Here is a 26,249-nt window from a genome sequence, read left to right as displayed (position 1 = left end):
ATCTATCACCCAACCCGTATATCATTTACTGGCCGTCGCAGCCGAATACGGAGACTTACTCACAAACCCACTCTCCTTCAGGTCAATCTTGCGACCCGTTTCAGCGGCCCGGTAGATGGCCTGCAACAGCCGAACGTCGCGAAGACCCTCTTCACCCGTAATATGGTCGGGGAGCTTCTGACCGTCCAGCAGCGTCTTACAGACACCATCCATATGCACGGCTTGGTGGGTGACGATGGGCTGCTCAATCGGACCTTTACTGGTGTTACCTTTCAGCGGGCCGTACCCGAACGCCGGACGAAGTTCAAACCAGCCATTCTCGGCGGCCGCATACAGGCGTTCAACCCCGGCGCTGTAGCTGGTAGTAGAGTTGGAAACAGCCCCGCTGGGTAGCTCAAACTGCCAGAACATGGTTTCTTCTACTTCCTTAAACTTTTGTGGGTTCGTTTTAGGGCCAAACTGCGCCGTTACGGAGATAGGTTCTTCACCGGTGACGTAGCGTACACCATTGACGGCGTAGATACCCACGTCCATCAACGGACCGCCACCGGCCATGGCTTTCTTCAATCGCCATTGGTTCGGGTCGCCCGCCTTGAAGCCGTCGCTGGCTTCTACAAACTTCACCGCCCCGAATACCTTCTGCTGACCCAGCCGCATCATTTCCAGGGTAAATGGCTCATAGTGCAACCGATACCCAACGGCCAACTGCCGGTTTGCCTTTTTACAGGCGTCAATCATATCCTGACATTCCTTTACGGTAATCGCCAGTGGCTTTTCGCAGATAACGTGCTTACCTGCCCTGGCGGCCCGAATGACGTATTCAGTATGCATGTTGTTGGGCAGCACCACATACACTACGTCGATATCCGGATTATCGGCGATGCGGTCGAAATTCTGGTAGTTATAGATGTTTTTGTCCGGGATGTTGTACTTCTGCTTCCAAGCTTCGGCCTTGGATGGAGTGCCGGTAACAATACCAGCCAGCCGGCAATGCTGCGTCTTTTGCAGGGCAGGTGCCAGCTGGTTGGTGCTGTAGCTACCTAAACCAACTAAGGCGATGCCTAATTTCCTGTCCTGAAATAGTGGGTCGGCTTGGGCAGCCTGAGCCAGAAAGGGTAGCGAGAGCGCCGAGGCACCGACACCGGCCGACATCTTTTGCAGAAAATCACGCCGGGAGAAAGTGAATGAATCGTTCATGAATGGAGTTAGGGTTAGTAATCAGATGATAAACATACGAAAAATGTCAAGAGCCTGTATGCTAATTTGAGCCTGGGCCGGCAACAACAAAAACCGGAAGCCTGATTGGGCTTCCGGTGTACTCATTCCGTTCGTCTACTATTCAGCAGGTTGTGTGCTGGTAGAGGGGGTTATTCAATGCTGACCTGGATTTCGGTGACGTTATTGGCCGGGGTATCAACATCCACAACAGCGTAAATCTCACGCACGTTGCTACCGTCCTGATAACCCAGCCGGTAAAACTCAGCAAAGAACGCGTCATACACCGCCATAAGGTCACTCCAGGGACCGGTGTGGGTGTACGATACGCACCGAAATGAATCAAACTGCTGAAAGGTAAACGTTTCCGGCTCACCATGAGCTTCACTGATGGGTAAGGTAATTTCCAGTTGAAATTCATTGTCCATATCACCGGTCGCTCCGGTATACACCCACTGCACCGGTCCGTTTACCTCCAGATTCAGCCGCTCTGCCTCTTGAGTTAGCTGGCTGGCGACTACGCCGTAGTACTGCGATAAATCCTTCAGGGTGGTTCGGGTAGTAAAGCAAAGAGCGGTGAACGGCGGCACGACCTTTTCAGTGAGTTGGACGGCTGGGGTAGAAACGGTTTGTGTTGTAATGGTATCTGTTGTTTTAAGGACCATAACAAAGGTAAACCGGGGCAGTGACAGCCCTATGTCAGTAGGCTTTCAGGAAATCTCGGGTAAATAATGGTCGCGAATTTCGGCCGCCAGTGACCGCATCAGCGTCTTCAGCGACTCCGGCGATTCTACCGATACATCATCCCCAAACATCAATATCCAGCGACTCAATCCCTCCAGAAAACGGGTTTTGAAATGCATTCTTACCGTATCGCCCAAGCTCTCTTCGGATTCATAGCCGTAGACGTATTTCTGCTCCTGCATAAAACGCACGACATTCTTCCGGAAGACTAGCGTCACATCGGTCTGCGGCATAGCCTCGACTTCCCGCGACAGGTACTGTTGTAGTGATAATAGCCGTCGGCTGGTAAACCGCTTGCCGGTATTGGTAAGCTGCCGGATACGGTCGACGCGGAAGTCGCGGTAATCCTGACGCAGGGTACAGAAGCCAATCAGGTGCCAACCACGGCCGTAGTGGTACAGGCCAATGGCTTCTACTTCGCGCTGGGTAATCTGCTCGTTGTAATTGGACAGGTACTCAATGGAAAGGACCTGCTGCTGGGCAATGGCTTCCTGGATTTCGTTCAGGAGGTGGTCGGAATAAGGCGTTGGCCTGGTTAATGAGTGGATGGCAATTTTAGGCTCCAATTCCTCCAGATATTCCTTTTCGGAGCCTTTCATCACTGCTTTAATTTTGTAGAGCGCCGATTGGAATGGTTCGGTAAGTGACTTATCCGCTAGCTTCTCTACAAACTTCCCGCCGACCAGCAACGCACTGGCTTCGGCGTTGGTAAACATGACCGGGGGCAAGTTGTAGCCTTCCAGAAAATACCCGATGCCAGCTTCGGCTCCGATGGGTACACCCGCTTCTTCCAGCGACCGAATATCGCGGTATACCGTCCGAAGGCTGATGGAAAACCGGTCAGCCAGTTCCTGGGCTTTTACAACTTTTTTCGTTTGCAGGTGAATTAATATAGCGGTTAATCGGTCAATGCGGTTCATGGCAGAGGAAGCATTTGAAACCGCTATATAACAAGAAAGCCGGCCCTAAAACAAGGCCGGCTTATCGGTTTTCAGCTGTTGTGAATTGTATTATCTTAGAAGATGTACCGGTTCTCTTCAATCATCGCATCAGCAATCCGGCGACGAGCGTTCTTCAGGTTCATCGGTTCAATCTTGGTAAAGCGTTTCAGGCCCATCAGCATCACGCGCAGTTCGTCGCCTTCGGCAAACGAGGTGATGGCAGCCCGTCCGGCATTATTTACTTTTTCCACGGCTTCGTGCAGGTAGCACAACGCCATATCTTTCTGTAGCGCAACGGCGGCTTCGCCTTTGATACCGATAAGTTTTTCAACTCGTAGCAGGGCAGATTCGGCGGCATACACTTCAATGCCCATATCAGCAATGCTCATCAATATTTCCTGCTCTTCCGACAGTTTTGTCATGAACTTCTGCACAGCAGCACCGGATACCATCAGCACGGCTTTCTTCAGGTTACACAGAACCTTCTTCTCGGCTATGAACAGACCTTCTTCCTCGTCGGCACCGAAGTCAGGAATCGACATGATTTCTTTGCCTACGGCCATGGCCGGACCCATCAGGTCGAGTTCGCCTTTCATGGCCCGCTTCAGCAGCATGTCGACCACCAGCATCCGGTTGATTTCGTTGGTACCTTCGAAAATGCGGTTGATGCGGGCGTCTCGGTAGCTGCGGTCCATTGGGGCATCAGCCGAGTAGCCCATACCGCCGTAGATTTGAACGCCTTCATCTACCACGTAATCGAGCACTTCGGAGCCGTGTACTTTCATAATGGCACACTCAATAGCAAATTGCTCCAGGGCTTTCAGCTTGGCATCCGCATCGCTCATGCCTTTGCCTTTCAGGTCCTCGATGAGGTCGTCGATATTCTGACCGGCCCGGTAGCTCGCCGATTCCGACGCATATATCTTCACGGCCATCTCGCCCAGTTTGTGCTTAATAGCCCCAAAGTTGGCAATAGGGGTACCAAACTGCCGACGCTCATTAGCGTACCGAATAGCATTGGTCGTGACTTCTTTTGAGCCACCAACAGCCGCAACGCCTAATTTAATACGGCCAATGTTCAGGATATTAACGGCAATCTTGAAACCATTGCCCCGCTCCGACAGCAGGTTCTCCACCGGTACTTTAACATCGTTGAAGAAAATCTGCCGGGTATCAGAGCCTTTGATACCCATCTTATGCTCCGGCTCATTCATCGTGATTCCCTCGTAGGAGCGCTCTACAATGAAAGCGGAGAGATTTTTGTCATCCTCTATCTTAGCAAAGACGATATACACATCGGCGAAACCACCGTTGGTAATCCACATCTTCTGACCATTCAGGATGTAGTACTGACCATCCTCTGACAGTTTAGCTTTTGTCTTGCCAGAGTTGGCATCTGAGCCTGAATCCGGTTCCGTCAGACAGTAAGCTGCTTTCCACTCACCGGTCGCCAGTTTCGGCAGGTACTTGGCTTTCTGCTCTTCGTTGCCGTAGTACACGATGGGCAGGGTACCAATACCTGTATGGGCCGACAAGGCTACGGAGAACGAATGACCGGCACCGGTTACTTCAGCCACCAGCATGGAGGTGTTGAAGTTCATACCAAACCCGCCGTACTCTTCCGGTACAGATGTTCCCAGCAGACCAAGTTCACCGGCTTTGTCCATCAGCGAGGAGATCAGATCCGTGGTCTTGGCTTTATCGATTTCTTCCAGACGCGGCCAGATTTCTTTCTCCAGAAACTCCCGGCAGGTAGCGGCAATCATCCGCTGCTCTTCGGTAAACTCCTCGGGAATGAACACTTGCGATGCGTCAGTATCTTTGATCAAAAACTCACCGCCCTTGATAGAAGCTTTGTTGTCGGTTGCAATCATGGCTATAGATAAATGAGTTTATTTGTTATGCGTGCATACTAATTTACAACAAAGGAAATCAAAAAAATAATAGTATGCAAACATACTATTGTATTATTTTTCTGCTATTCAGCTACACCTCGAAAAAGGAAAAAGCCCTGTTCCAGCTATTGGAAACAAGGCTTTTTTCTATATACGTCAACCGTCAGTTTAGCACTTCATAAATACCCGCTACGCCCTGACCACCGCCAACACAAGCTGATACCATGCCGTATTTCTGACCGTTTAGTTGCATTTCGTCAATCAACTGCACCGACAACCGCGCACCGGTAGAACCCAGCGCATGACCCAAAGCGATAGCACCGCCATTCGGGTTAATCTTGCTCCTGTCCAGGTCCAGCTCCTGAATGACGGCCAGTGACTGAGCCGCAAACGCTTCGTTTAATTCTATCATTTCAATATCGTCCTGCTTCAGGCCGGCCTTCTGCAAGGCGATGGGAATAGCCGCTACCGGACCAATACCCATAATGCGGGGCTCTACACCGGCCGTAGCGTAAGACATCATCCGCGCCTTCGGCTTAAGGCCCAATTCGTTTACCAGCCGCTCCGACATCACAATCACAAATGCCGCTCCGTCGGAAGTCTGCGACGAGTTACCGGCTGTTACGGAACCACCTGCGGCAAATACCGGCTTCAGTTTGGCCAGGGCTTCGGCCGTTGTATCCGCACGGGGGCCTTCGTCTTTAGTAACCGACCACTCCCGGGTTTTCTTCTTTCCAGCTTCGCTGTCGAAGTAGGTTTCTTTTACCGAGATAGGCACAATCTGATCGTCGAACTTGCCGCTTTGCTGGGCCGCCAACGCTTTCTGGTGCGACTCATAGGCAAACTCGTCCTGTGCATCGCGGCTGATTTTGAACTGATCAGCTACCTGCTCGGCCGTCAGACCCATCCCAATGTAATAGTCTGGATTCTTCTGCGCAATCTCATAGTTCAGCGCCGTTTTCCAACCCATCACCGGCACCAGCGACATACTTTCGGTGCCACCGGCAATAATGCAATCAGCCAGACCGGAGTGAATCTTGGCCGAAGCAATGGCAATAGCCTCCAGACCAGAGCCGCAGTAGCGGTTGATGGTCATACCCGGTACACTGTTTGGTAACGACAGCAAGGAGATATAGCGGGCTATCTGCATGCCCTGCTCGGCTTCGGGTACGGCGTTGCCGACAATTAAGTCTTCAACACGAGCCGGGTCAAGCTGGGGTACCTGCTGCAACAAATGTTTAATTACTTCAGCCGCCATATCGTCGGGTCTTGTAAATCGCAACCCGCCCCGTGGGGCTTTGCCAACGGCTGTCCGATATCCGGCTACTACGTATGCGTCCATATCTGGTTTAGTTGTTGGTATCTTCTGATTTTACTACTGCAATAACAAAAATTTCCTGCGAAAAATCACAAGGCAGAAACGGAATATTATGCAAGCATACTATTAGACCCAAAATTCACCAGAGTGGAAAGATGTACCGGACAAAAAAAGAGGCTACCAACCCGGCAGCCTCTTCTGAGCTTGTATGCGTTTCTGTTATCGGCTTAGAAATGCCGTTCGCCAGGTTCGCGCTTGCCGAGCATGACGGCCCCGACCATGGCTACCAGGAACAGAACCGATGCCAGTTCAAAGGGAAGCAGGTAATCGGTATACAGCACTTTACCCAGGCTTTCGACCAGACCGACCTGCGAATTGTAGTCGGTAGGGTTATAGGAGCCAACCTGCGCAACGCGGAAAATAGCCAGCATCAGAATCATCAGCACCCCGCCTACAACCACGGCCGCCATCTTGGTCATGTTTGTCTTCGACTCCTCATCTTCTTTTCTGAGGTTCAGAAACATAATAGTGAACAGGAAGAGAACCATGATAGCACCGGCATAGACAATGATGTTGACGGCTGCCAGAAACTGCGCGTTCAGCAGAATATAGTGACCGGAAAGACAAAAGAATGTTCCGATCAGGGCCAGAACGCTGTGAATGGGGTTGCGCGCTGTAACAACGCTGATGGCGCTTAGCAGCGTGATACCGGTCAGAATGTAAAAAAGTATTTCGGTAGTTTTCATGTCAATACCTATAAAGAAGAAAGCCTGACCGGTATGGTAGCAGGTCAGGCGTGTCGGTGGCTATATTACGTACCGGCTCGCGATAAGCTTGGCTCGGTTGGCGTGGCCTTTACGTCCGTGTTGGTCCGGATGTAGCGGTCGTCCAGCCGTTCTACCAGCTTGTCTTTGCCGTAAATTACATCGTCGCGTTCGGTAAATACCGGAACAAACCGGTCGTGGCGGAGGTAGACGGCCTGCTTGGGACAAGCCTCCTCGCACAGCCCACAGAAGATACAGCGTAGCATGTTAATTTCATACACAGCCGCGTATTTCTCTTCCCGGTACAGCTTTTCTTCGCCCTTCTCCCGTTCGGCGGCAACCATCGAAATGGCTTCGGCCGGACAGGCTACCGCGCACAAACCACAGGCGGTACAGCGTTCGCGGCCTTCTTCATCGCGCTTCAGCACATGATGACCGCGAAACACCGGTCCCAGATACCGTTTTACCTCCGGGTACTGGATTGTCGGCTTCTTCTGAAAGAAGTGTTTTATGGTGATGGCCAGTCCCGAAGCAATTGCCGGCAGATACATCCGCTCGGCCAGCGTCATCTCTTTGTTACTGACTTGTTTTGATCTATTAGTTAACTGCATAGTTGTCTTTGTTTAAGACTACGGGACACTTGTCCTTACCTGACGGCGCGGAGCCTTAATGGCGTTGGTAGCGGCCAGTACGACCATTACAACCACGATCAGCCAGGTTGCATATTTAATGTTATACAGCAGCCCAAGCCCAGTAATGACGATGTTCAGGATCGACAGCGGGATCAGACTCTTCCAGCCCAGGTTCATCAACTGATCGTAGCGGAACCGCGGAATGGTCCAGCGTACCCACATGAAAAAGAAGATGAAAAAGAAGATTTTGGCAAACAGCGCCATCGTGCCAATCAGCGTAGCCAGGTTATGGCCAACTACCGCACCCAGTGAGCCTGTCAGCGTTTCGCGTACCCAGTCCATACCGGGATAGTGGAAACCACCAAAGTACAGGGTAGAGATGATCGCCGACGACACAAACATATTGATGTACTCAGCAAAGAGGTAGAAACCCAGCTTCATGGAGCTATACTCCGTATGGTAACCACCTACCAGTTCCGTTTCACACTCGGGCAAATCAAACGGTGTCCGGTTACACTCGGCAAAGGCACAGGTCAGAAAGATGATAAAGCCCAGCGGTTGTGTAAAGACGTTCCACTCAATGAAACTAGCCTGCTCGCTGACAATATGCCGCAGCGACAGGGAGCCGGTCATCATCAGAATAGCAATGATCGATAGTCCCAGCGCAATTTCATAACTGATGTTCTGCGAGGCAGCCCGGATAGCACCTAACAACGAAAACTTGTTGTTGGAAGCCCAGCCACCCACCATGATGCCGTACACCCCCAGCGATACCACGCCAAAGACGTATAGGATACCAATATTTACGTCAATGGCCTGTACCGGCACCATTACATCACCAAACCTGATGCTTTCGCCGAAGGGAATTACGGCACTAGACATCAGGGCTGTCAGCATGGCCAGACAAGGTCCCAGAATAAACAGCCATTTGTTGGCCTTCGACGGAATGAAGTCTTCTTTGAAGAACATCTTACCCGCATCGGCTAAAGGCTGTAGCAAGCCAAAAGGTCCCGCCCGGTTTGGACCCAGGCGATCCTGTAGAAAACCGGCAACTTTCCGTTCGGCGTAGGTCGAATACATGGCAATTAGCAGCGTCAGACCGAAGACGACGAGGATAATGATTGCCTTTATAATTAATTCCGTTAGGTTCATAGTATGTTGTCTTACGGTTCTGGTTCGTTAGCCGAGGGTAATTTGGCAAAGCGCTCGACCGGCAACTGACGGATAGCCAGTTGAGAGGTATCCCGCTTGTCGTCGATTTGCTTGTACTGCGTAGCCGCCAGCTTCAAGCCAAAGTCTGGCTTTTTCAGATCTCCCCGGTACTTATTCGCTGAGATAACAGAGCCACGGGCAATCTTAGTTGGTCCTTCGATAACCCAGTCGCTCGTCTGCTTCTTCTCAAACCGGCAGGTGTTGCAGATGAACTCAGTCACCTCGTTCCACTCGTTTTTGCGGGCGGTCACGCGGATTACCTCTTCTCCCCGATACCACAGCGTTACCTTACCCGAACAGGTCGGGCAGTCGCGGTGCGCATCAACTGGCTTGGTAAACCATACGCGGTTCTTGAACCGGTACGTTTTATCGGTCAATGCTCCTACCGGGCATACATCAATGACGTTGCCGGAAAAATCGTTGTCTACGGCTTTCTCAATATAGGTACTGATCTCGGCAGCATCGCCCCGGCCCAGTACGCCATGAACGCGCTTATTGGTAATCTGGTCGGCAGTATACACGCAGCGGTAACACAGGATGCAACGCGTCATGTGCAGTTGGATGTATGGGCCAATATCGTGCTTCTCAAATGTCCGGCGGTCTTCCTCATAACGGGTCGACGCCAGGCCGTGATTAAACGCAAAATTCTGCAGGTCGCACTCACCGGCCTGGTCACAAACCGGACAGTCGAGCGGGTGGTTCAGCAGCAGGAACTCAACGATACCTTTGCGGGTATCCAGTACCTGCGGATTGGTTTTGTTTTCCACCACCATGCCATCCTGCACCGGCGTAATGCATGACGCCACCAGTTTGGGCATTGGGCGCGGATCTTTGGCTGAACCGGCAGCCACCTTCACCAGACAGGCCCGGCACTTTCCTCCACTGCCCTTCAGCGGCTGGTAGTAGCACATGGCCGGTGGGGCCACATCGCCACCGATTTTCCGGGCCGCCTGCAAAATGGTCGTACCCGGCTCCACCTCGATTTCAATGCCATCGATAGTGACTTTATGTAGTTGCGGCTTATTTTCTTCCATTTTCTTCTTCTGATAAAGCGTTACAGTGGCTTTAGACTAAGGCCATTTCGCCTTTATATACCGCACCCGGCTGAGTCGCTTCCTGCGGATGGGTAACGTGCCATTCAAACTCCTCGCGGAAGTGACGGATGGCACTCGCTACCGGCCAAGCCGCAGCATCGCCCAGCGGGCAGATGGTATTTCCTTCAATTTTCCGGGCAACATCAACCAGCAGGTCGATGTCGTGCATATGGCCGTGACCATGCTCAATCCGGTGGAGTACCTTCTCCATCCAGCCCGTTCCTTCCCGGCAGGGACTGCACTGCCCGCAGGACTCGTGATGATAGAACCGCGAGAAGTTCCAGGTATTCCGAACGATACAAGCCGTTTCGTCAAACACGATAAAGCCACCCGAACCCAGCATCGTTCCCGTCTGAAAACCTCCATCGGAGAGCGATTCGTAGGTCATCAGTCGGGGTTCGTTGTTGGCCAGCTTCAGAATCAGGTTCGCCGGCAGAATGGGTACAGATGAACCACCCGCCACAACCGCTTTCAGGTAGTGCCCATCGCGAATGCCGCCACACCACTCATCCGAGTAGATGAATTCTTCGACCGGTACACCGAGTTCGATTTCGTATACCCCCGGCTTTTTAATGTGGCCAGACGCCGAAATCAGCTTGGTACCGGTACTACGGCTAATACCAACGGCGGCATACGCATCTCCCCCGTTGTTGATAATCCAGGGCGTAGTGGCAATGGACTCAACATTATTCACCACAGTTGGAGACTGGTACAGGCCCTTAACCGCCGGAAAAGGCGGCTTGTTCCGGGGGTTACCCCGCTTGCCTTCCAGTGACTCCAGCAGGGCCGTCTCTTCTCCACAGATGTAGGCACCACCGCCCGGCTGAACGATCAATTCCAGATCGTAGCCGCTGCCGAGGATGTTTTTCCCTAAAAAGCCTTTCGCTTTTGCTTCTTCAATCGCCCGCTCCAGAATATAGATGACATACATCAGCTCCCCACGAACGTAAATAAAGGATTTGTTTGCTCCCAGCGCAAAGCTGGAGACAATCATGCCCTCGATGAGCAAATGCGGTATATGCTTCATCAGGTAGTGATCCTTAAAGGTACCCGGCTCAGATTCGTCGGCGTTGCAGACGAGGTAGCGGGGTACACCTTCAGGCTTGGCCAGGAAGCTCCATTTCATCCCCATCGGGAATCCGGCTCCACCCCGACCACGCACACCTGATTTCTTTACTTCTTCAACAACCTCGTCGGGCGTCATGGTCTTGATCGCCTTCTCAACGGCTGTGTAGCCCCCCTGCTTCCGGTAGACATCAAAGGTCTCGATGCCGGGGACGTTGATATGTTCAAGCAGAATCTTTTTTCCCATTGTTACGGCTTATTTCGACAGTTCATTGATGATTTCGTCGACGCGTTCGTTTGTCAGATGCGTGTAATACTTCTCCCGAATCTGGAATACCGGCCCCATACCACAGGCGGCCAGGCATTCTACCTCCTTCAGCGTAAACAGACCATCGGCGGTGGTTTCACCAGCATCAATGCCCAGCTTTTGCTTCAGGTAGGCGTATACTTCTTCACCACCCATCAGGCAGCAAGGTCCGGTGCGGCAATATTCAATCACATGTTTGCCAACCGGGTCCATGTGAAACATGGTATAGAAGGTAGCAACCTCATACACCTCAATCGGCTGGATGTCGAGCATGCGGGCTACGTAGTCCATCACTTCCGGACTCAGCCAGCCCCACTGCTCCTGCGCAACATGCAGCAAGGGCAGCAGGGCCGACTTTTGCTTCCCTTCCGGGTAGCGGGCAATTATTTCTTTCGCTTTCGCCAGTCGCTCCGGCGTAAACTCTACGGTGTTTTGCGTTTCGGTCATACTTACAGCAGGTATTCGTCCTCAAAGACTTCCCGCCAGGTTAGTTCAGCAGGCTCAAATTTATCCTTACGGGAAAGGTTCATTTCAGCTTTTGCTTCTTCTACGGCACCAGCAAAAGCTTTATGCCAGATTTCCTCTATATAACTATTTGTTAAGACGGGTGTATCTTCCTGTAGCTCGCGAATCTCCTGCCGGGCGCTGACAATGCTGCGTACCCAACTGGTTGTCCGCTTATCCGGCTGATACCGCCACTTCAAAATATGGAGCATAAGCCTTCTCAACTGACTGATCAACGCCCGCCTTTCTGCTTTCGACATGGCTTCGTACAATTCGTCCAGACCTTCCCTGGCTTCTTCATATTCCTTGTCGTCGAGCAATTTGCGAATGGCTCCCACCGTTTCCAGGTGGGAGTTTACAATCAAATCCTGCCAGTCGGGTTTCATAGGCCCTCCTTTCCTTCCTCTTGGTTACGCGTCCAGTTCGCCGGCGATTACGTTCAGGCTACTCATGATCACAATGGCATCTGACAATGTCGAGCCTTTGCACATCTCCGGAAAAGCCTGGTAGTAAATGAAGCAGGGCCGACGGAAGTGCAGGCGATACGGTGCCCGGCCGCCGTCACTGATCAGGTAAAAGCCTAATTCACCATTACCCCCTTCAACCGCGTGGTATACTTCACCAGCCGGCGCGTCGATCTCACCCATTACAATTTTGAAGTGGTAAATCAAGGCCTCCATATTGCGGTACACCTCCTGCTTCGGTGGCAGGTAGTATTCTGGCGCGTCGGCGTAGTAGGGGCCTTCCGGCAGGTTCTCCAGTGCCTGCTCAATGATGCGCAGGCTTTGCCACATTTCTTCGTTGCGCACCATGAAGCGGTCGTAGGTATCGCCGTTTTCCCCAACGGGAATATCAAACTCGAAGTCCTCGTACGATGAATACGGATTCATCACCCGCACGTCGTAGTCGACACCGGCAGCACGCAGGTTAGGCCCTGTAAAGCCGTAGCTCAGCGCCCGCTCCGCTGTAATGGGACCCACATCAATGATGCGATCCATGAAAATGCGGTTCCGGTTAAATAAACTCTCAAACTCTTTGAGCACTTTCGGGAAACGCTTGACGAACGCCCGGATTTTGCGCAGTGCTTCCGGTGAGAGGTCACGCTCCATACCACCGATACGACCCATGTTGGTGGTCAGACGAGCACCACACATCTCTTCGTAAATTTCGTAGATGTTCTCGCGCTCCTCAAACAGGTACAGGAAGCCCGTGAATGCGCCCGTATCAACGCCCAGGATGCCATTACAGATGAGGTGATCGGCAATGCGCGCCAGCTCCATCATAATGACCCGGATGTACTGCGCCCGCTTCGGCACCTGAACGCCCAGTAGCTTCTCTACCGTCATATGCCAGCCCATGTTATTGATCGGCGACGAACAGTAGTTCATCCGGTCGGTCAGGGTGGTAATCTGGTAAAAGGGCCGGCGCTCGGCAATTTTCTCAAACGCCCGGTGGATATACCCGATGGTCTGCTCGCCCGAGACGATCTTCTCCCCATCCATCTGCAGAATGTTCTGGAAGATACCGTGGGTGGCAGGGTGGGTAGGACCGAGGTTAAGGGTAGTGAGTTCGTTATCGTATTGAAGTTGGCCGCCGGCCTTGGCAGGCACGTCGGCTCTATTGGCTACATCAAAAACTGTGTTCATTAGCTTGTTGCGTTAACGGCCGAAAAGCGCATCAATTTTATCCTCACGGGTCTGATCTTCCAGCGGATACTCTTTCCGCATCGGGAAATAATCCATCTCATCAATATTCAGAATCCGGACCAGATTTGGGTGTCCGTCGAAAATGATGCCAAAGAAATCGTAGGTTTCGCGCTCCATCCAGTTGGCGCAGGCATACAGCACCGTCGCCGACGGAATATGCAGATCAGCTTCAGACAGAAATACCTTGATGCGGATACGGAAGTTATGTACCAGACTGTGCGCGTGATATACGACACAAAACTCCCGGCCCGGATCATCGGGATAATGAATCCCGGTAAGATCGGTCAGAAAGTTAATCTGGTATGCCTTATGGTCTTTCAGGTATTGAAGCATCGGAATAAGCTGCTCCCGCGTTGTTGACAGCGTCAGCAGCCCAAACGGATCTTCAAAATCATATACATCTTCCCCAAACTGTCGGATCAGCTCTTCGGCTACTTCCTGGTTTGTCAGCATGTTTTATAGTGAGTGATTGGCAGAAACAGCCATAAACGTCAAGTTAGGGCTCATGGCTGTTTCTATAGCGGTTATTCGATGTTATACGATTCCAGCAACGCCTGGTACTCGGGCTGATTACGCCGGCGCAGCGATTCATTTTTGGCGAGTTCCTGCACCTGCATCAGCCCTTCAAGGATCTGTTCAGGACGGGGCGGACAACCGGGAACATACACGTCTACCGGAATAACCCGGTCAATACCCTGCAATACACTGTAGGTATCAAAAATACCTCCGCTGGAGGCACAGGCACCGATGGCAATTACCCAGCGAGGTTCGGCCATTTGCAAATAAACCTGCTTCAGCACCGGAGCCATTTTCTTGGCAATGGTTCCGGCTACCAATAGCACATCGGCCTGACGGGGTGAGAAGCTCGGACGCTCCGCCCCAAAACGGGCAATATCGTAATGCGCTCCCATGGTTGCCATGAACTCAATGCCACAGCAGGAGGTTGCAAACGGTAAGGGCCAAAGCGAATTGGCCCGGGCCATACCAATCAGTTTATCCATTGAAGTGGCAAAGAACCCTTCGCCGGTATGGCCTTCAGGCGCTTCAACCATCTTTATATTACTTGCCATAGGTGTTTTCGTTATGTCCGAAATAAGAACGAATAATCATGTCTATCCGTTCAGTAGATTACTCCCATTTCAGGACTCCTTTACGAATGATATAGTAGAATCCTGCCAGCAATAACCCCATAAACAGAATCATTTCAATAAAGCCTGTCATACCCAGACTTTTGAAGTTTACAGCCCAGGGATAAAGGAAAATTACCTCTACGTCGAACAGGACAAACACAATCGCGATCAGGAAGTATTTGATGGAGATTGGCGTGCGGGCATCTCCCTGTACCGGAATTCCGCTCTCAAAGGGTTCATCCTTCTTTTCGCTCTTCCGGTTTGGACCAATCATGTGGGTGACAATCATGGTACCGACAATGAAAGCCAGCGCTAATCCCAATTGAATTACAACCGGAAGATAATCCGACGGTAAGTATGTTGTTGATTCCATATGTGTTAACATGCGCTAAAAGCGCTGCAAGTTAGCTATAAATCGTACACAAAGGTTTTCTGAACGGAGACATTCTGTTCCCGCCAAAAGCAACTTCAAAATTAGCAGATTAAGATTGCTTAACCAAGAAACACCTTGCATGTCGGCAACCGGGATATAATACAAAAAGCCCTCCTGTGAAGGAAGGGCTTATACTAATGAAGACCAAATTGTCTAGTGCAGAATCAGAACCCGTTTGGCGACATTGAATCCATCGGCTTTAACCCGAACGATGTATTGCCCCAGGGTCAGCCCGGCCACGTTGATAACTTTACGCTCATCCATTACAGGTACTTTCATGGAGAACACCTCCTGCCCGCTCAGGGTAAAAATTTGAATTTGGGCGTTTTGCAGATTCTCCAGGGTCTCTACGGCTATGTTTCCGTCTCTCGATGGATTCGGATAAACGCTGAGCCCCAGATTATCTTCGTCAACCACAACATCCAGGGTGTTCGAGAAGGTAGAGACACAGGTCAGGTTATTACCAGTGCCGAGTGTAAAGACGGTCTTTGTCCGGGCGCTGTATGTACCACTGGTGGTCACTTTCGCTACCATTTTGTTCTGGTTAAGCAAATTACTTCCTCGTCGCCAGTCGAATTGTTGCTCCGGAGCAACACCCGGAAAGCTGGCTTGTATAGAGAAGGGGCCTACCTGTTCAACAGTTGGCGTTTGCAGTTTGGGCCGGACAATCAGGTTGATGGGCGCAGAAGGAGCCGACTGGCAGCCATATATATTCTGAGCGAACACTGTGTAATTACCAGGCGTTGCAACGGCCACTGTCCGATTAGCCACGCCATTACTCCAGACCAGTTGGTTTAATGCCGGCGAAATCCCGGTTAAGCTAAGGGCAGAATCGGCACATACCTGCTGCTGGGCGGCCGCCGGTTCATTCGGTTGCCGGGACAGCGCAATGGTGGGCTGAGCTGGCTGAATAGGCCCGGTTATGTCGATGGTCGGGGTGATGTACGTATTTCCTTTTGCATCTTTCAGAATAGCCCGGTAGGTACCTGGCTGAGTCACATTTATGGATCGGCTATTCTGACCCGATTGCCACCGGTAAGCACTATAGAACTCTGGCAGTGATACAGTCAGCGCGTTGTTGGTACTATTACAGGTGACGGTGACGGTTGGAGAAGGCAATGGCAATAGAGGCAGTGAACTGGAAAAGAACACCGTGTTCATGCTTTCGTACCAGGCTTGAGCGAGTTGCCGCAGACCATCACCGGAAAAGTGGACACCATCTGGCCGCGGGATCTGAATTACATCTGTGTAAGGGCCGGGATATACATTGTTATTATAAGTATTAATGACGTCGTTCTGTGCCTGAATGATATTTTGGCTGGTTTCGCCGGCGTTAAAAGAAGAACGTGCCAGGATCCAGGCTGGGTAGCGGTCGGTATCTGCTCGTGTTTTGTTGACCAAAAACTGCATGGCGGCCCGGTACTCCTCTCTGCCCAGCCGTAACGGGATATTATCGGTTTCACCCTGCTGCCATAAGACAGCCCGCAAGCCCTGTAAAGAGCAATAATAGCGTAACGCAATCACGAGGTTTGCATAGGGCATCCCCTGCGGAAAATTCTCGAAAGGGGTTCCTATTGCAAATATATTTTTGGTTATCTGACCATTTGCACTTTCAGTCCAGTTGCGGATAGTTGTTCCTGACCAGGCTGTATTGATAAACAGTACCGGAACATTATACTGCTGGGCAATCAGATCACCCAGCATACCCCAGCACCATGCACTTTGCCCCCGTGGCCCAATGAGTGCACTGGCGTTGAGCTGGGTAAAGGTAGGCGCTGGCGGATCGGCCAGTGAGTTTTCTGTAACATTATTGTACGCAACGGCATTAACCCGATCGTCGGCGGCTCCGGCGGCTCCGTAATCCTGAAACCCCTGGGCATTTGACTGTCCGGTTATAATGAAAACTTCGCCCACGCCAACCTTCCGCATCACATCCTGCCCAATAACTGCCCCTCTGGACATAGCGCGAACCTCCAGCCGGTACCAACCACCAAATACGCGTAATGGACCCTGATAAACCCCGCCCTGAGGTTTGCGTTGTACGGTAGTCCAGTCGGTATTGATACCCTGGCCCGGCACTTCGGCGAGTACCCTGGCCTGAATACTATCTACTGGCTGATAATAATTTCCGGAAATAAATATGTTACTAACATTATCGTTACCTCGCTGGAAAACGGCGCGACTTTGCGGGTACGTTATTTTAACAACGCTCCCGTCTGTATTCCCGTTTTGAGCCTGCCCACTCGCTACGGCGGCAAACAAGCCCAGGAATGTCAGCCATCCTTTACTCAATGAGCATTTTCTCATAGTAGGTTAAACATAGACAAGTTTACGAACAGATTCAAATTACCAACCCAAAATTACCCGCTTGGCTACGTTGAAGTTTGCAGATCTCACCTGAATGATAACAGAACCGGCCGCCAACCCTCGTAAATCCAAACGTTTGCGCTCGTTAAACTCCTCAACCGTGGTGGTGAATAACTGCTGTCCCGACAAGGTATACACGGTGACTAAGGCATTCTTCAGATCCTCGAAAGTCTCCAGAATCACTTCTTTCTCCGGGCTTGGATTTGGGTATACACTCAATCCCTGATTATCGGTAAAGGGAATGAACTGAAATGATGCTGATGGCGTCGAATAGCACGTCAGATCACTGCTGTACACAATAAACGACCGGGCCGAATAATTACCCGCCTTGGTAGCCTTGATAAAGTTCTTCTGAATACCGAGTGAATCTGTATCCCGCTGCCAGTAATACATATCACCCAGCAATGTTCCGGTAGCCTCCAGCGTGTAGGTACCTACCTGCTGGATAACGGGTTCACTGGGTAACGGCTTTACATCAACCCGAATGTTATCGCTTGGCGGTGAGAAACATCCGTTGTTATCGACAACTCTGGCAGTATAGTTACCCGACTTGGTGACGATAATAGTAGGGACTTTCTCCTGCGTACTCCAGATTTTCTCCAGAGGACTTTCAGCGGTGAGGGTTACCTGATCACCATCGCAAAAGGTTGTCCGGCCGTTGGCCGTCACCCTGGGAGAAGGCGGTAAGGGATTGACCACAACCGATACGACATTGGAAGGAGCCGAAAGGCAATTAAAGACATTACGCGTCCGGACAACATAGTTACCTGCCTGATTTACGGTGATACTACGCGATGACTGCCCGCTTTCCCAGGTATACGCCTGCTCCTGAGTAGCCGTCAGGGTTACGTTCTGGTCCGCGCAGAACGTTGTAGGCCCACTGGTGGCAATAACGGGTGTTGGCGGTAGCGGATTAACCACCACATTAATAGTTGAGGATGGCGGAGAGGTACAGCCGTTCTGGTCGGTAGCCGTAGCGGAGTACGTACCCGGAGAACGAACCTCTATGCGCTGGCCACGATCACCGTTACTCCAGTTGTAACTGAACCCTGAGTTAGCAACCAGGACCGTATTCTCACCCTGACAGAACGTAGTAGGTCCTTCGGCATTGATTGATGGTGCGCCCGGCAGGGGATTAACTGCTACGTTGACTGAACCGGAAGAAAACTCACAACCGCTGACATCCCGGTATCGGATGGAGAATGTACCAGGACTGTTTATCGTCTGTTCACTTCCATTAAAATTATTACTCCAGGTTATGTTGCTGGTATAGTTTGACTTTAACGTAACGCTGCCGCCGGCGCAGAACGTGGTAGGTCCGGAAGCAGCAATGGATGGGGCATCTGATACCCGCACAGGAGCTGAAAACAGTGTGTTCCCATTGCCATCTTTTACCTTCGCCTGGTAGTACCCTGCGCCCCGCACAATGGTCTGTCCGTTTTCGCCTGTATTCCAGTTTATAGCGGAGAAATTACCATTAACCGTAAGCCGCAGGTTATTATTATCGGCACAGGCGACGGATACAGATGGTGCCAATGCCGGGGCTATCGGCTGGGCATTGGCAAAAAAGGCATCGTTCAGACTGTTGTTCCAGGCATTTGCTACCTCTACCAATCCGCCAGGACCAAAGTGAACCTCGTCGCTCTGAGAACTTCTGGGTATCTGAATCTGGTCTGTATTTGGACCAGGGTACACGTTATTACCACCGATAACCTGATTCTGACCTGCCAGCACGTTCTGATCACTACCTCTGAAGTCATCGTAGGAGGCTCGGGCTACCACCCAGGCCACGTTTTTGTTTGAGTCCTGCCGGCTGCGGTCAATAACCGTCCGCAAATCGGATGCATAACTATCTGCGCTTGTATTGGCAAAATTATCAGCTTCGCCCTGATGCCAGAGTACCGCCCGTACGCCTAACATATGTGCGTAGAACTGAAGCGCGATTCGGAGGTTGGCGTACGGTTGCCCTGTTGGATAGGCTGCGGGTATGTATATACTATAGGAGGTGCCCCCGCCGATGCTCTCACGCCAGTTCCGAACCGCCGTACCACTCCAGGCGGCATTAAAGAATAGAATGGGTACATTCAACCGGCGGGCGAGCTGATCACCCAGCATGCCCCAGTTCCAGGAACCTTCCCCCCTCGGCGCTACATCAATATGACTTTCCAGCTTCTGAAACTGCGGGAATGGGGGATCGTTCTGCGAGTCGAACCGATCGTAATAATTAACCGCATTAACGCGGTCGTCGGTAGCGCCGGGCGAAGTTCGGTTAATACCCTGTGCATTGGACTGGCCGGCAATCACAAATACCTCCCCAACCCCAACGCGTTCAACTACCTGATGGCCTACCTGCTGGTCTCCGCTCATACCCCGTACTTCCAGGTTGTACCAGCCTCCCTGAACCGTCAGATCGCCGGCAAATGTGCCCCCCTGCGGATTGGATTGAATAACCTGCCAGTCGCTGCTGGTGCCCTGGCCGTCGCGGGCGTTTACTTTGGCTTCAATGCGATTGACCGAATTGGTATAGATACCGGTAATTCGAATAGTGGCATTGTTGGCCTGGTTTCGCTGAAATACGGCCCGACTGACCGGAAAGCTTACCTGAATCTGAGCATATGCCAGCATTGGACACAGGCATACCAATAGCTTTACAAAAGCAACTGTATATATCTTCATGGTGTGTAATGAACCGGCGGATTTAATGGTCCACCTGCTGCGTTAATCCGTAATAGCCTCCTCAGGCTTAGTTAATTGATGCCAGATGGCGTCTTTTAATTCCTGTAACCCCTCCTGCCGGATGGCCGAAATAAAAACAGCCTGGATGGCAGGCGGAAGGTTTTTTCGTACCTGTGCCATCTCCTCCTCCCCTATCAAATCGATTTTTGAAATAGCTAGCAGCCGCCTTTTATCCAGCAGTTCCAGGTTAAATTGTTCAAGTTCGTTCAGCAACGTCTGGTATTCGGCCGCCACATCTTCGCTGGTAGCCGGTACGACAAACAGCAGAATGGCGTTGCGTTCAATATGCCGCAAAAACCGCAGCCCCAATCCCTTTCCCTGCGCAGCCCCCTCTATGATTCCGGGGATGTCGGCCATGACAAATGATTTATAGTCACGATAGGCCACTACGCCCAGATTGGGCACCAGCGTTGTAAATGGGTAATCGGCAATTTCGGGTTTTGCCGCCGACATAACAGACAGTAAGGTCGATTTCCCGGCGTTTGGAAAACCCACCAGGCCCACATCGGCCAGGAGTTTAAGCTCCAGGATGATCCAGGCCTCCTGACCAGCCTCACCGGGCTGTGCGTATTGAGGAGTCTGTTTGGTCGACGATTTAAAGTGATCGTTTCCCAGACCGCCCCGTCCGCCCGGCAGGAGAATCAGTTCCTGTTTGTCTTCGGTTATTTCGGCAAGTTGTTCATTAGATTCAGCATGGCGGGCTATCGTTCCCAGCGGCACCTCAATGATAACATCTTTACCCTGGGCACCTGTGCGTCGGCCGCCTTCTCCTGCCTTACCAGGGTCAGCTTTAATGTGTTTCTGATACTTCAAGTGGAGCAGCGTCCAGAGCTGGGCATTTCCCCGCAGGATAATATGCCCTCCCCGGCCACCATCCCCACCATCAGGTCCACCTTTATCAACAAATTTTTCCCGTCTGAAATGAACTGACCCGGCGCCACCGGCCCCTGATCGGCAGTTTATCTTAACGTAATCTATAAAATTGGACGAAGCCATAGAATTGGGTTTCCTTCCCACGGCTAGTAGCTACCTGCTCAGCTTTCCAGGGATTGGGCCGCTTCGACTTTCTGACAGATCAACCCAAAAATCTGGTCGATCTCTCCAATACCATCAATGGCCACATATTTACCCTGCTGCTCGTAGTAACTGGCTACGGGAGTTGTTTTTTCGTTGTATTCCTGAACTCTCCGGCGGATGAGTTCCTCATTCTGATCGTCGGCCCTGCCGGATGTCTGGCCTCGCAATAATAGCCGCTTGGTAAGCTCCTCCTGATCCACTACCAGCGCTACCATCACCGTTATGCCGGTATTGTGTTGACCCAACAGGGTGTCCAATGCTTCGGCCTGCCGAACTGTACGCGGAAAGCCATCAAAGATGAAACCGGCAGCTGACGGGTTTTCGTTCAGCTTAGTGTCAATCATGCCGATCACCACCTCATCGGGTACCAGTATGCCTTTATCCATCAGGGATTTCGCCTGCAGGCCCAACTCTGTGCCAGCCGCGATTTGAGACCGAAGCAGATCGCCTGTTGATAAATGAACAAGATTGTACTTATTAATTAATTTTTCGCTTTGAGTGCCTTTACCAGCACCCGGTGGGCCAAATAGTACAAGATTGAGCATACGGTTTATAAAAAGGAGTGTTAGTCAACCACTAAGCAGGTACAAAAATAGTATTAACCCCCAAAATTAGCAGGTTGTTTTATATACACGACAGGCTTTTTATTAACTGGAAACAAAAAAGCGCAACCGGTAAGGCTGCGCTTTTTTGTTTAACCACTTTCGTTTTAGTCCAATCAGGTAGTCTTCTTTGCCGGTGCTTTCGGCTTGGCGGCCGGTGCAGGCGCTGCCTTAGGACCTTCAAGCGCCTGTTTGGCGTCCTTATCGTTAGGATCAAGTTCGAGCACTTTAGAGAGGTACTCCTTCCCTTTGGCTTCATCCTTTTTCGCCATATGATAGCCACCCAAAAACTTATAGGCAGTAATTAAATTCCGCTGGTATTGTGCCTTTTTATTGGCGTCAGCAGCAATTTCGTTGTTTGCCAGTTCTATAAATTTCTCGTAATGCGGAGCGGGTGCGCCGTTTGCCAAGGCTTCTGAGGGCGAGTTCATGAAATAATTGATCTGCCCTTTATAGAAGTGTGCCGTGGCAAACTCAGGCGTATTCTGAATTACCTTGTCGAAAGCCTGATCTGACTTTTGCAGGTAAGTTGTCCGGGCCTGACGAGCAGCAGCAGTATCGCTTTTCAATTCATTTGCAGAACGGAAAGCCTGCAGGAAGCTGCTCAAGCCAAGATAGTAATAATCATTATTTTTTGGCTCTTTATCATTAGCGATCGTCTTCTCAAAATAAGTTACCGCCCGGTCGTAACGCTTATCGCCATAAAACTTCTGGCCAATCTCCCGGTACAGGTTTTCGGTTGTATCCTCAGGAGCAGCCTTCTCCAGATAGACAATGCTTAGAGAGTCACCTTCCGGTGTACCAGCCTGTCCATAGGCACGACCCAGGTACTTGTAATCATCATAGATAACTTTCTCCGGAGCAGTGCTGATAAAGCGGTTCAGCGTTTCAATAGCCTGGTCATTCTTACCCAGCGCAGAGTAGGCCCAGCCATACATCCGGTCGATAACCGGATTATTTACTTTGCCTTTTAATTGATCCAGCTTGCTGATAGCCTTCTGATAATCCTGCGCCAGAAAATCGAACTGAGCCGAACGGAGAATCATTTCCGGATCGGTGTTCTGGCTCTTCTGCAGATAAAGGTCCATATTTGAAGCGGCTGACTTATAGACCCTTGACCCGAAGAAAGCTTCGGCTAAGTCGCGGTACGTAGGCGCAAATTCAGGATCACTGTCAATCGCTTTCTTGTAGAAGTCCTGAGCTAACTTGTAGTTTTTACCGCGCAGATACACCTTACCTATTTTGTAGTTCGCTTCTGCCGTATTGGGCTTTGCCATCAAAACATCTTCGTAGCGGCTTACTGCGTTACCACCATCGTTCTTGATCATGTAGGCGTCACCCATGATCATCTTGATGTCGTTGTTGGTATTTTTCTTGTCCAGCTTGGCAGCCATATCCAGCAAACTAAGGGCGCGGGCCGGATCATTCTTTTCAAACATCGTGTACATTTCCCCGGCCCGAAGCAGTACATCCATATTTTTGCCCTTCGTGGCCTTCACAGCCTCATCAATCTTAGCCTGTGCGGTAGCCAGGTCATTTTTAGCTAAAGCAACCCCTGCCAAACCAACATTATTCAAATGGTTCTTCGGGTCAGCCTGCAAACCCTTTTCAAAAGCCGCTTTGGCCTGGTCTGGCTGATTAGCCTTTAAATAATAATACCCCAGGTAAAACTGATTGTCAGCCGATGGCGAACTGGAGGCTAATTGCTTAAACGACTGCTCAGCCTTTGCAAAGCGCTCGGACTCAAGGTCACGTAAAGCGGACTGAACATCCTGGGCAAACAAAGGAGCCGTGGCAAACACACCTAAACAGAGGGCCGTCAACAGCGACTTTTTTTGAATCTTCATCACAAAATCCAGGTTGAGAATTGAAAAATACTTTTTTGACTGTGCTAGTAAAACAATAGACAAAACTAAAAAATTGCACGCAAACCAAAAAAATTGGTTATCTCTCCAGATATACTTCCCTATTATATGGTATAGCCGGCCATAAGCCCAATTTTTCGATGATCAGTGTTCCGGCGTCCCGGGATACATAATTGATCAGGCCACCGCCCAAACCCGGATGCGCTTCCCGACTCACAATGTATACGCCCCGCCGGAAGGGATAGTTCTCGAGACCGAGATCTTTCTGGAACGGCTGGAAGTAATCTTGCCGCGACGTCGGATTTAATTTTTCTGAAATCCCCATTACCCGAAGATCCTTCGACAACTCGGCTGACAGAGGTTCATCACCGTCGCTGATCCAGTTGACACCAATAAAACCAATAGCAGAAGGATTCGTTCGCACGTATTCTACTACTTCACGGTTCGATTTTACCGTAAAAATCCGCAGTTTGCTAACGTCGGTTATATTAAACCGCTTCAGCATGTAGCTCAGGTTGCTGGAGTTGTTGTTGTCGAAAACTAACGTTACAGGCCCAGACTGCCGGCTGCCAGCCATTTGCGACCATTGAGTGATCCGACCGGTAAACAATCCCTGCACTTCCGATACGCTAATCAGGCTATCACCATTGGCCTTGCTGACAATTAGGGCCACACCGTCCGTCGCAATCCGCTCAGTCTTTCCCTCTATCTTCCGTTGATCCAGTACTGCCCGCTCCTGCTGCGTCAGTTCCCGTGCTGTAAATACCAGTCGGGCGCTGTCGCGCAACATGGTGGCAATGGCCTCCTGTTCAGGTTTGTAGACGATGTTGAAGTGGGCGTCGGGATACAGACCCATATACGCTGACGTGAGTTGATCTACCAGCGGTTTAAACGATTCATCGGCGGCAATAGTGATGGTTCCCCGTGCTGGTGTATCCAGATTTTGCTTAGCCGAACAGCCGAAGAGGCTAAGGGTCAGCAAAACGGCTGTAATTGACTTGCTGATGTTAATCACTTTCCTGATAACGTTGATAAGCCCGGAGGCCCCTGAAGCCTCCGTAAATGATAAGCAGTACCGCCAATATGTACCGGAACGTCCCGGTAGGCAGGAATCCAAAAGACTGAGAGGAGGCCATCAGTCCGATGCCTCCTCCCACATATGCCAGTGCCATCAATCCTGAAAGATACAGATTCAGTCTATCCGACATTCTGTTTCGTTCTCTCATTACTCCAACTGGAAGCTGATCGGCAAGTTGTATTTTACCCGTACCGGACGGCCCGACTGCTTACCAGGCTTCCATTTAGGCATTGATTTTACAACTCGTACGGCTTCTTCGTCGGTACCGAAACCAAGACCTTTCAGCACGGATACGTCCTGAATACTACCGTCTGTGTTAACAACAAAGCTCACAAACACTTTACCAGCTACGTTAGCCCGCTGGGCAGCCGCCGGATAGCGGATGTTCTTACCCAGCCACTGACCTAGAGCCGACATACCACCGGGGAATTCCGGGTTCTGTTCTACCACCGTAAAAATTTCCTCTTCCTTCGGAGGAGCCACTTCTACGGCAGCTTCAACTTTGGTCGGACCCGTTGAGGCTTCGGGAGCCACGATCACCTCTTCGGCGTTGGGGTCACCTTCCTGCGTTTTTTCAGCAGCCACAGCCTCTTTCAATTCCTCAACGGTCGGCGGGGGCGATTCTTCCGGTACTTCCTGGTCTGGTTTAACTTCAGGAGGGAGGAATTTCACCGTGTTCACCTTAGGCACCTCAACCGGCGGTGGTGGTGGCGGTGGCGGTTCGTTCGGATCAATCGGCGGTGGTGGTAACTTCATCAAATCTACCTCTACCATGGCCGTCTGGTCTTCGTCACCAGAAGAAATCAAATTGATAAGGGTAGGGGAGACCATCGCCAGCAGGAACGCTGTCGAACCAATCACCAACGATCGATAAATCGTTTTCGGATAGGTCTTCCGCAATGAATACGCACCATACGCCTGGTTTCGATTGGCAAACACTATATCATCCAGTGTTGCATTCGATGGAGTTTCTGCCATGGTGTTTAAAGATCTAATTGGGCTTTATCCTTGAGAAGCTTCTTCTCATCCGGGGTTAACTCATCTACCAGCGCGTACCGTTTGGTTTTTGTAATAGCCATTTCGTCAAGAACGTCTACTGTATTCTTATACGTAGCTTCTTTAGTCGGCTTGATAACTACTACAAACTTGTCACCGGGTACTTTGCGGGAATTATCCTGGATAGCTTTACGCAGGTCATAACCGTGACCTACTGTCACTACTTCCGGATCTTCGTTGGCCGCTTTTCCGAAAATATAGTGAACCTTATTGTCCTTACCCAGGAAAATAGTCATTACACTCGAGGCCTTGATCGGCTCGGTTTCTGCCTCTTTTGTCTTATCAGGCACGTTAAGCGTCATCGAAGACGGCTTGCTTAAGGTGGTAGCAAGAATAAAGAATGTGATCAGCAGGAAGCCCAGGTCCACCATCGGCGTCATATCAACGCGGGTAGATGCCTTTTTACTTCGAACTTTACCGCCACCTTTCTTACCACCACCACCACCGGTGTCTATTTCTGACATCGTTTTATAACTTAAAAGCGGTGAAAAATATTACAGCTGCGCGC

Annotated in this window: 24 protein-coding genes; all 24 read right to left on the bottom strand. The window is 50.9% G+C overall.

Features of this window, described 5'->3' with window-relative positions; translation table 11 throughout:
- Window positions 1–21: 21 nt before the first annotated feature.
- Window positions 22–1,197: a Gfo/Idh/MocA family protein gene (locus ABD949_RS26365; protein ID WP_345248724.1), complete on the bottom strand. Its 1,176-nt coding sequence runs from the start codon at window positions 1,195–1,197 to the stop codon at window positions 22–24.
- Window positions 1,198–1,367: 170 nt separating this feature from the next.
- Window positions 1,368–1,880: a GyrI-like domain-containing protein gene (locus ABD949_RS26360; RefSeq protein WP_345248722.1), complete on the bottom strand. Its 513-nt coding sequence runs from the start codon at window positions 1,878–1,880 to the stop codon at window positions 1,368–1,370.
- 45 nt (window positions 1,881–1,925) lie between these two features.
- Window positions 1,926–2,879, bottom strand: coding sequence for a helix-turn-helix transcriptional regulator (locus tag ABD949_RS26355; RefSeq protein ID WP_345248720.1), 954 nt, complete (start codon window positions 2,877–2,879; stop codon window positions 1,926–1,928).
- A gap of 95 nt (window positions 2,880–2,974) precedes the next feature.
- Entirely contained in the window at window positions 2,975–4,774 is a 1,800-nt protein-coding gene (locus ABD949_RS26350) for an acyl-CoA dehydrogenase family protein (RefSeq protein WP_345248718.1), read from the bottom strand.
- Window positions 4,775–4,958: 184 nt separating this feature from the next.
- A complete protein-coding gene (locus ABD949_RS26345) occupies window positions 4,959–6,137 on the bottom strand; it encodes an acetyl-CoA C-acyltransferase (protein ID WP_345248716.1) in 1,179 nt (392 codons plus the stop codon).
- Window positions 6,138–6,340: 203 nt separating this feature from the next.
- Window positions 6,341–6,859: an NADH-quinone oxidoreductase subunit J family protein gene (locus ABD949_RS26340; RefSeq protein ID WP_345248714.1), complete on the bottom strand. Its 519-nt coding sequence runs from the start codon at window positions 6,857–6,859 to the stop codon at window positions 6,341–6,343.
- 65 nt (window positions 6,860–6,924) lie between these two features.
- Window positions 6,925–7,488 carry a NuoI/complex I 23 kDa subunit family protein gene (locus tag ABD949_RS26335; RefSeq protein WP_345248712.1) on the bottom strand — a complete coding sequence of 188 codons (564 nt, stop codon included), beginning with the start codon at window positions 7,486–7,488 and terminating at the stop codon, window positions 6,925–6,927.
- An 18-nt stretch (window positions 7,489–7,506) separates the two neighbouring features.
- On the bottom strand, window positions 7,507–8,661 hold the full coding sequence (nuoH, locus tag ABD949_RS26330) for an NADH-quinone oxidoreductase subunit NuoH (RefSeq protein ID WP_345248710.1): 1,155 nt from the start codon (window positions 8,659–8,661) through the stop codon (window positions 7,507–7,509).
- Window positions 8,662–8,672: 11 nt separating this feature from the next.
- Entirely contained in the window at window positions 8,673–9,755 is a 1,083-nt protein-coding gene (locus ABD949_RS26325; RefSeq protein WP_345248708.1) for an NADH-quinone oxidoreductase subunit G, read from the bottom strand.
- Between the two features lie 31 nt (window positions 9,756–9,786).
- Window positions 9,787–11,127 carry an NADH-quinone oxidoreductase subunit NuoF gene (gene nuoF / locus ABD949_RS26320; RefSeq protein WP_345248706.1) on the bottom strand — a complete coding sequence of 447 codons (1,341 nt, stop codon included), beginning with the start codon at window positions 11,125–11,127 and terminating at the stop codon, window positions 9,787–9,789.
- 9 nt (window positions 11,128–11,136) lie between these two features.
- Complete coding sequence (gene nuoE / locus ABD949_RS26315) at window positions 11,137–11,634, bottom strand: NADH-quinone oxidoreductase subunit NuoE (RefSeq protein ID WP_345248704.1); 498 nt, start codon at window positions 11,632–11,634, stop codon at window positions 11,137–11,139.
- A gap of 2 nt (window positions 11,635–11,636) precedes the next feature.
- Window positions 11,637–12,077, bottom strand: a complete 441-nt coding sequence (locus ABD949_RS26310) for a DUF29 domain-containing protein (RefSeq protein WP_345248702.1) — start codon at window positions 12,075–12,077, stop codon at window positions 11,637–11,639.
- A gap of 24 nt (window positions 12,078–12,101) precedes the next feature.
- Window positions 12,102–13,337 carry an NADH dehydrogenase (quinone) subunit D gene (nuoD, locus tag ABD949_RS26305; RefSeq protein ID WP_345248700.1) on the bottom strand — a complete coding sequence of 412 codons (1,236 nt, stop codon included), beginning with the start codon at window positions 13,335–13,337 and terminating at the stop codon, window positions 12,102–12,104.
- Between the two features lie 12 nt (window positions 13,338–13,349).
- The gene (locus ABD949_RS26300) at window positions 13,350–13,850 is read right to left on the bottom strand and encodes an NADH-quinone oxidoreductase subunit C (protein WP_345248698.1); all 501 of its coding nucleotides are present in this window, start codon (window positions 13,848–13,850) and stop codon (window positions 13,350–13,352) included.
- 71 nt (window positions 13,851–13,921) lie between these two features.
- Window positions 13,922–14,467: an NADH-quinone oxidoreductase subunit B gene (locus ABD949_RS26295; protein WP_345248696.1), complete on the bottom strand. Its 546-nt coding sequence runs from the start codon at window positions 14,465–14,467 to the stop codon at window positions 13,922–13,924.
- A gap of 58 nt (window positions 14,468–14,525) precedes the next feature.
- Window positions 14,526–14,900: an NADH-quinone oxidoreductase subunit A gene (locus ABD949_RS26290; protein ID WP_345248694.1), complete on the bottom strand. Its 375-nt coding sequence runs from the start codon at window positions 14,898–14,900 to the stop codon at window positions 14,526–14,528.
- 213 nt (window positions 14,901–15,113) lie between these two features.
- Window positions 15,114–17,267, bottom strand: a complete 2,154-nt coding sequence (locus ABD949_RS26285; RefSeq protein WP_345248692.1) for a T9SS type A sorting domain-containing protein — start codon at window positions 17,265–17,267, stop codon at window positions 15,114–15,116.
- Between the two features lie 39 nt (window positions 17,268–17,306).
- Window positions 17,307–19,952 carry a sialate O-acetylesterase gene (locus ABD949_RS26280; protein ID WP_345248690.1) on the bottom strand — a complete coding sequence of 882 codons (2,646 nt, stop codon included), beginning with the start codon at window positions 19,950–19,952 and terminating at the stop codon, window positions 17,307–17,309.
- 93 nt (window positions 19,953–20,045) lie between these two features.
- The gene (obgE, locus tag ABD949_RS26275) at window positions 20,046–21,059 is read right to left on the bottom strand and encodes a GTPase ObgE (protein WP_345248688.1); all 1,014 of its coding nucleotides are present in this window, start codon (window positions 21,057–21,059) and stop codon (window positions 20,046–20,048) included.
- Between the two features lie 38 nt (window positions 21,060–21,097).
- Window positions 21,098–21,685, bottom strand: a complete 588-nt coding sequence (locus tag ABD949_RS26270) for an adenylate kinase (RefSeq protein WP_345248686.1) — start codon at window positions 21,683–21,685, stop codon at window positions 21,098–21,100.
- A gap of 173 nt (window positions 21,686–21,858) precedes the next feature.
- Window positions 21,859–23,589 (bottom strand): tetratricopeptide repeat protein, encoded by a 1,731-nt coding sequence (locus tag ABD949_RS26265; RefSeq protein ID WP_345248684.1) that lies wholly within the window; start codon window positions 23,587–23,589, stop codon window positions 21,859–21,861.
- A gap of 97 nt (window positions 23,590–23,686) precedes the next feature.
- On the bottom strand, window positions 23,687–24,613 hold the full coding sequence (locus ABD949_RS26260; RefSeq protein WP_425576816.1) for a PstS family phosphate ABC transporter substrate-binding protein: 927 nt from the start codon (window positions 24,611–24,613) through the stop codon (window positions 23,687–23,689).
- 219 nt (window positions 24,614–24,832) lie between these two features.
- On the bottom strand, window positions 24,833–25,663 hold the full coding sequence (locus ABD949_RS26255; protein ID WP_345248680.1) for an energy transducer TonB: 831 nt from the start codon (window positions 25,661–25,663) through the stop codon (window positions 24,833–24,835).
- A gap of 5 nt (window positions 25,664–25,668) precedes the next feature.
- Entirely contained in the window at window positions 25,669–26,205 is a 537-nt protein-coding gene (locus ABD949_RS26250) for an ExbD/TolR family protein (RefSeq protein ID WP_345248678.1), read from the bottom strand.
- Window positions 26,206–26,249 lie beyond the last annotated feature (44 nt).

Origin of the sequence: Nibrella saemangeumensis (assembly GCF_039541915.1) — a bacterium.
Taxonomy (GTDB): domain Bacteria; phylum Bacteroidota; class Bacteroidia; order Cytophagales; family Spirosomataceae; genus Nibrella; species Nibrella saemangeumensis.
This window is presented reverse-complemented; position numbering and strand designations above follow the sequence as displayed.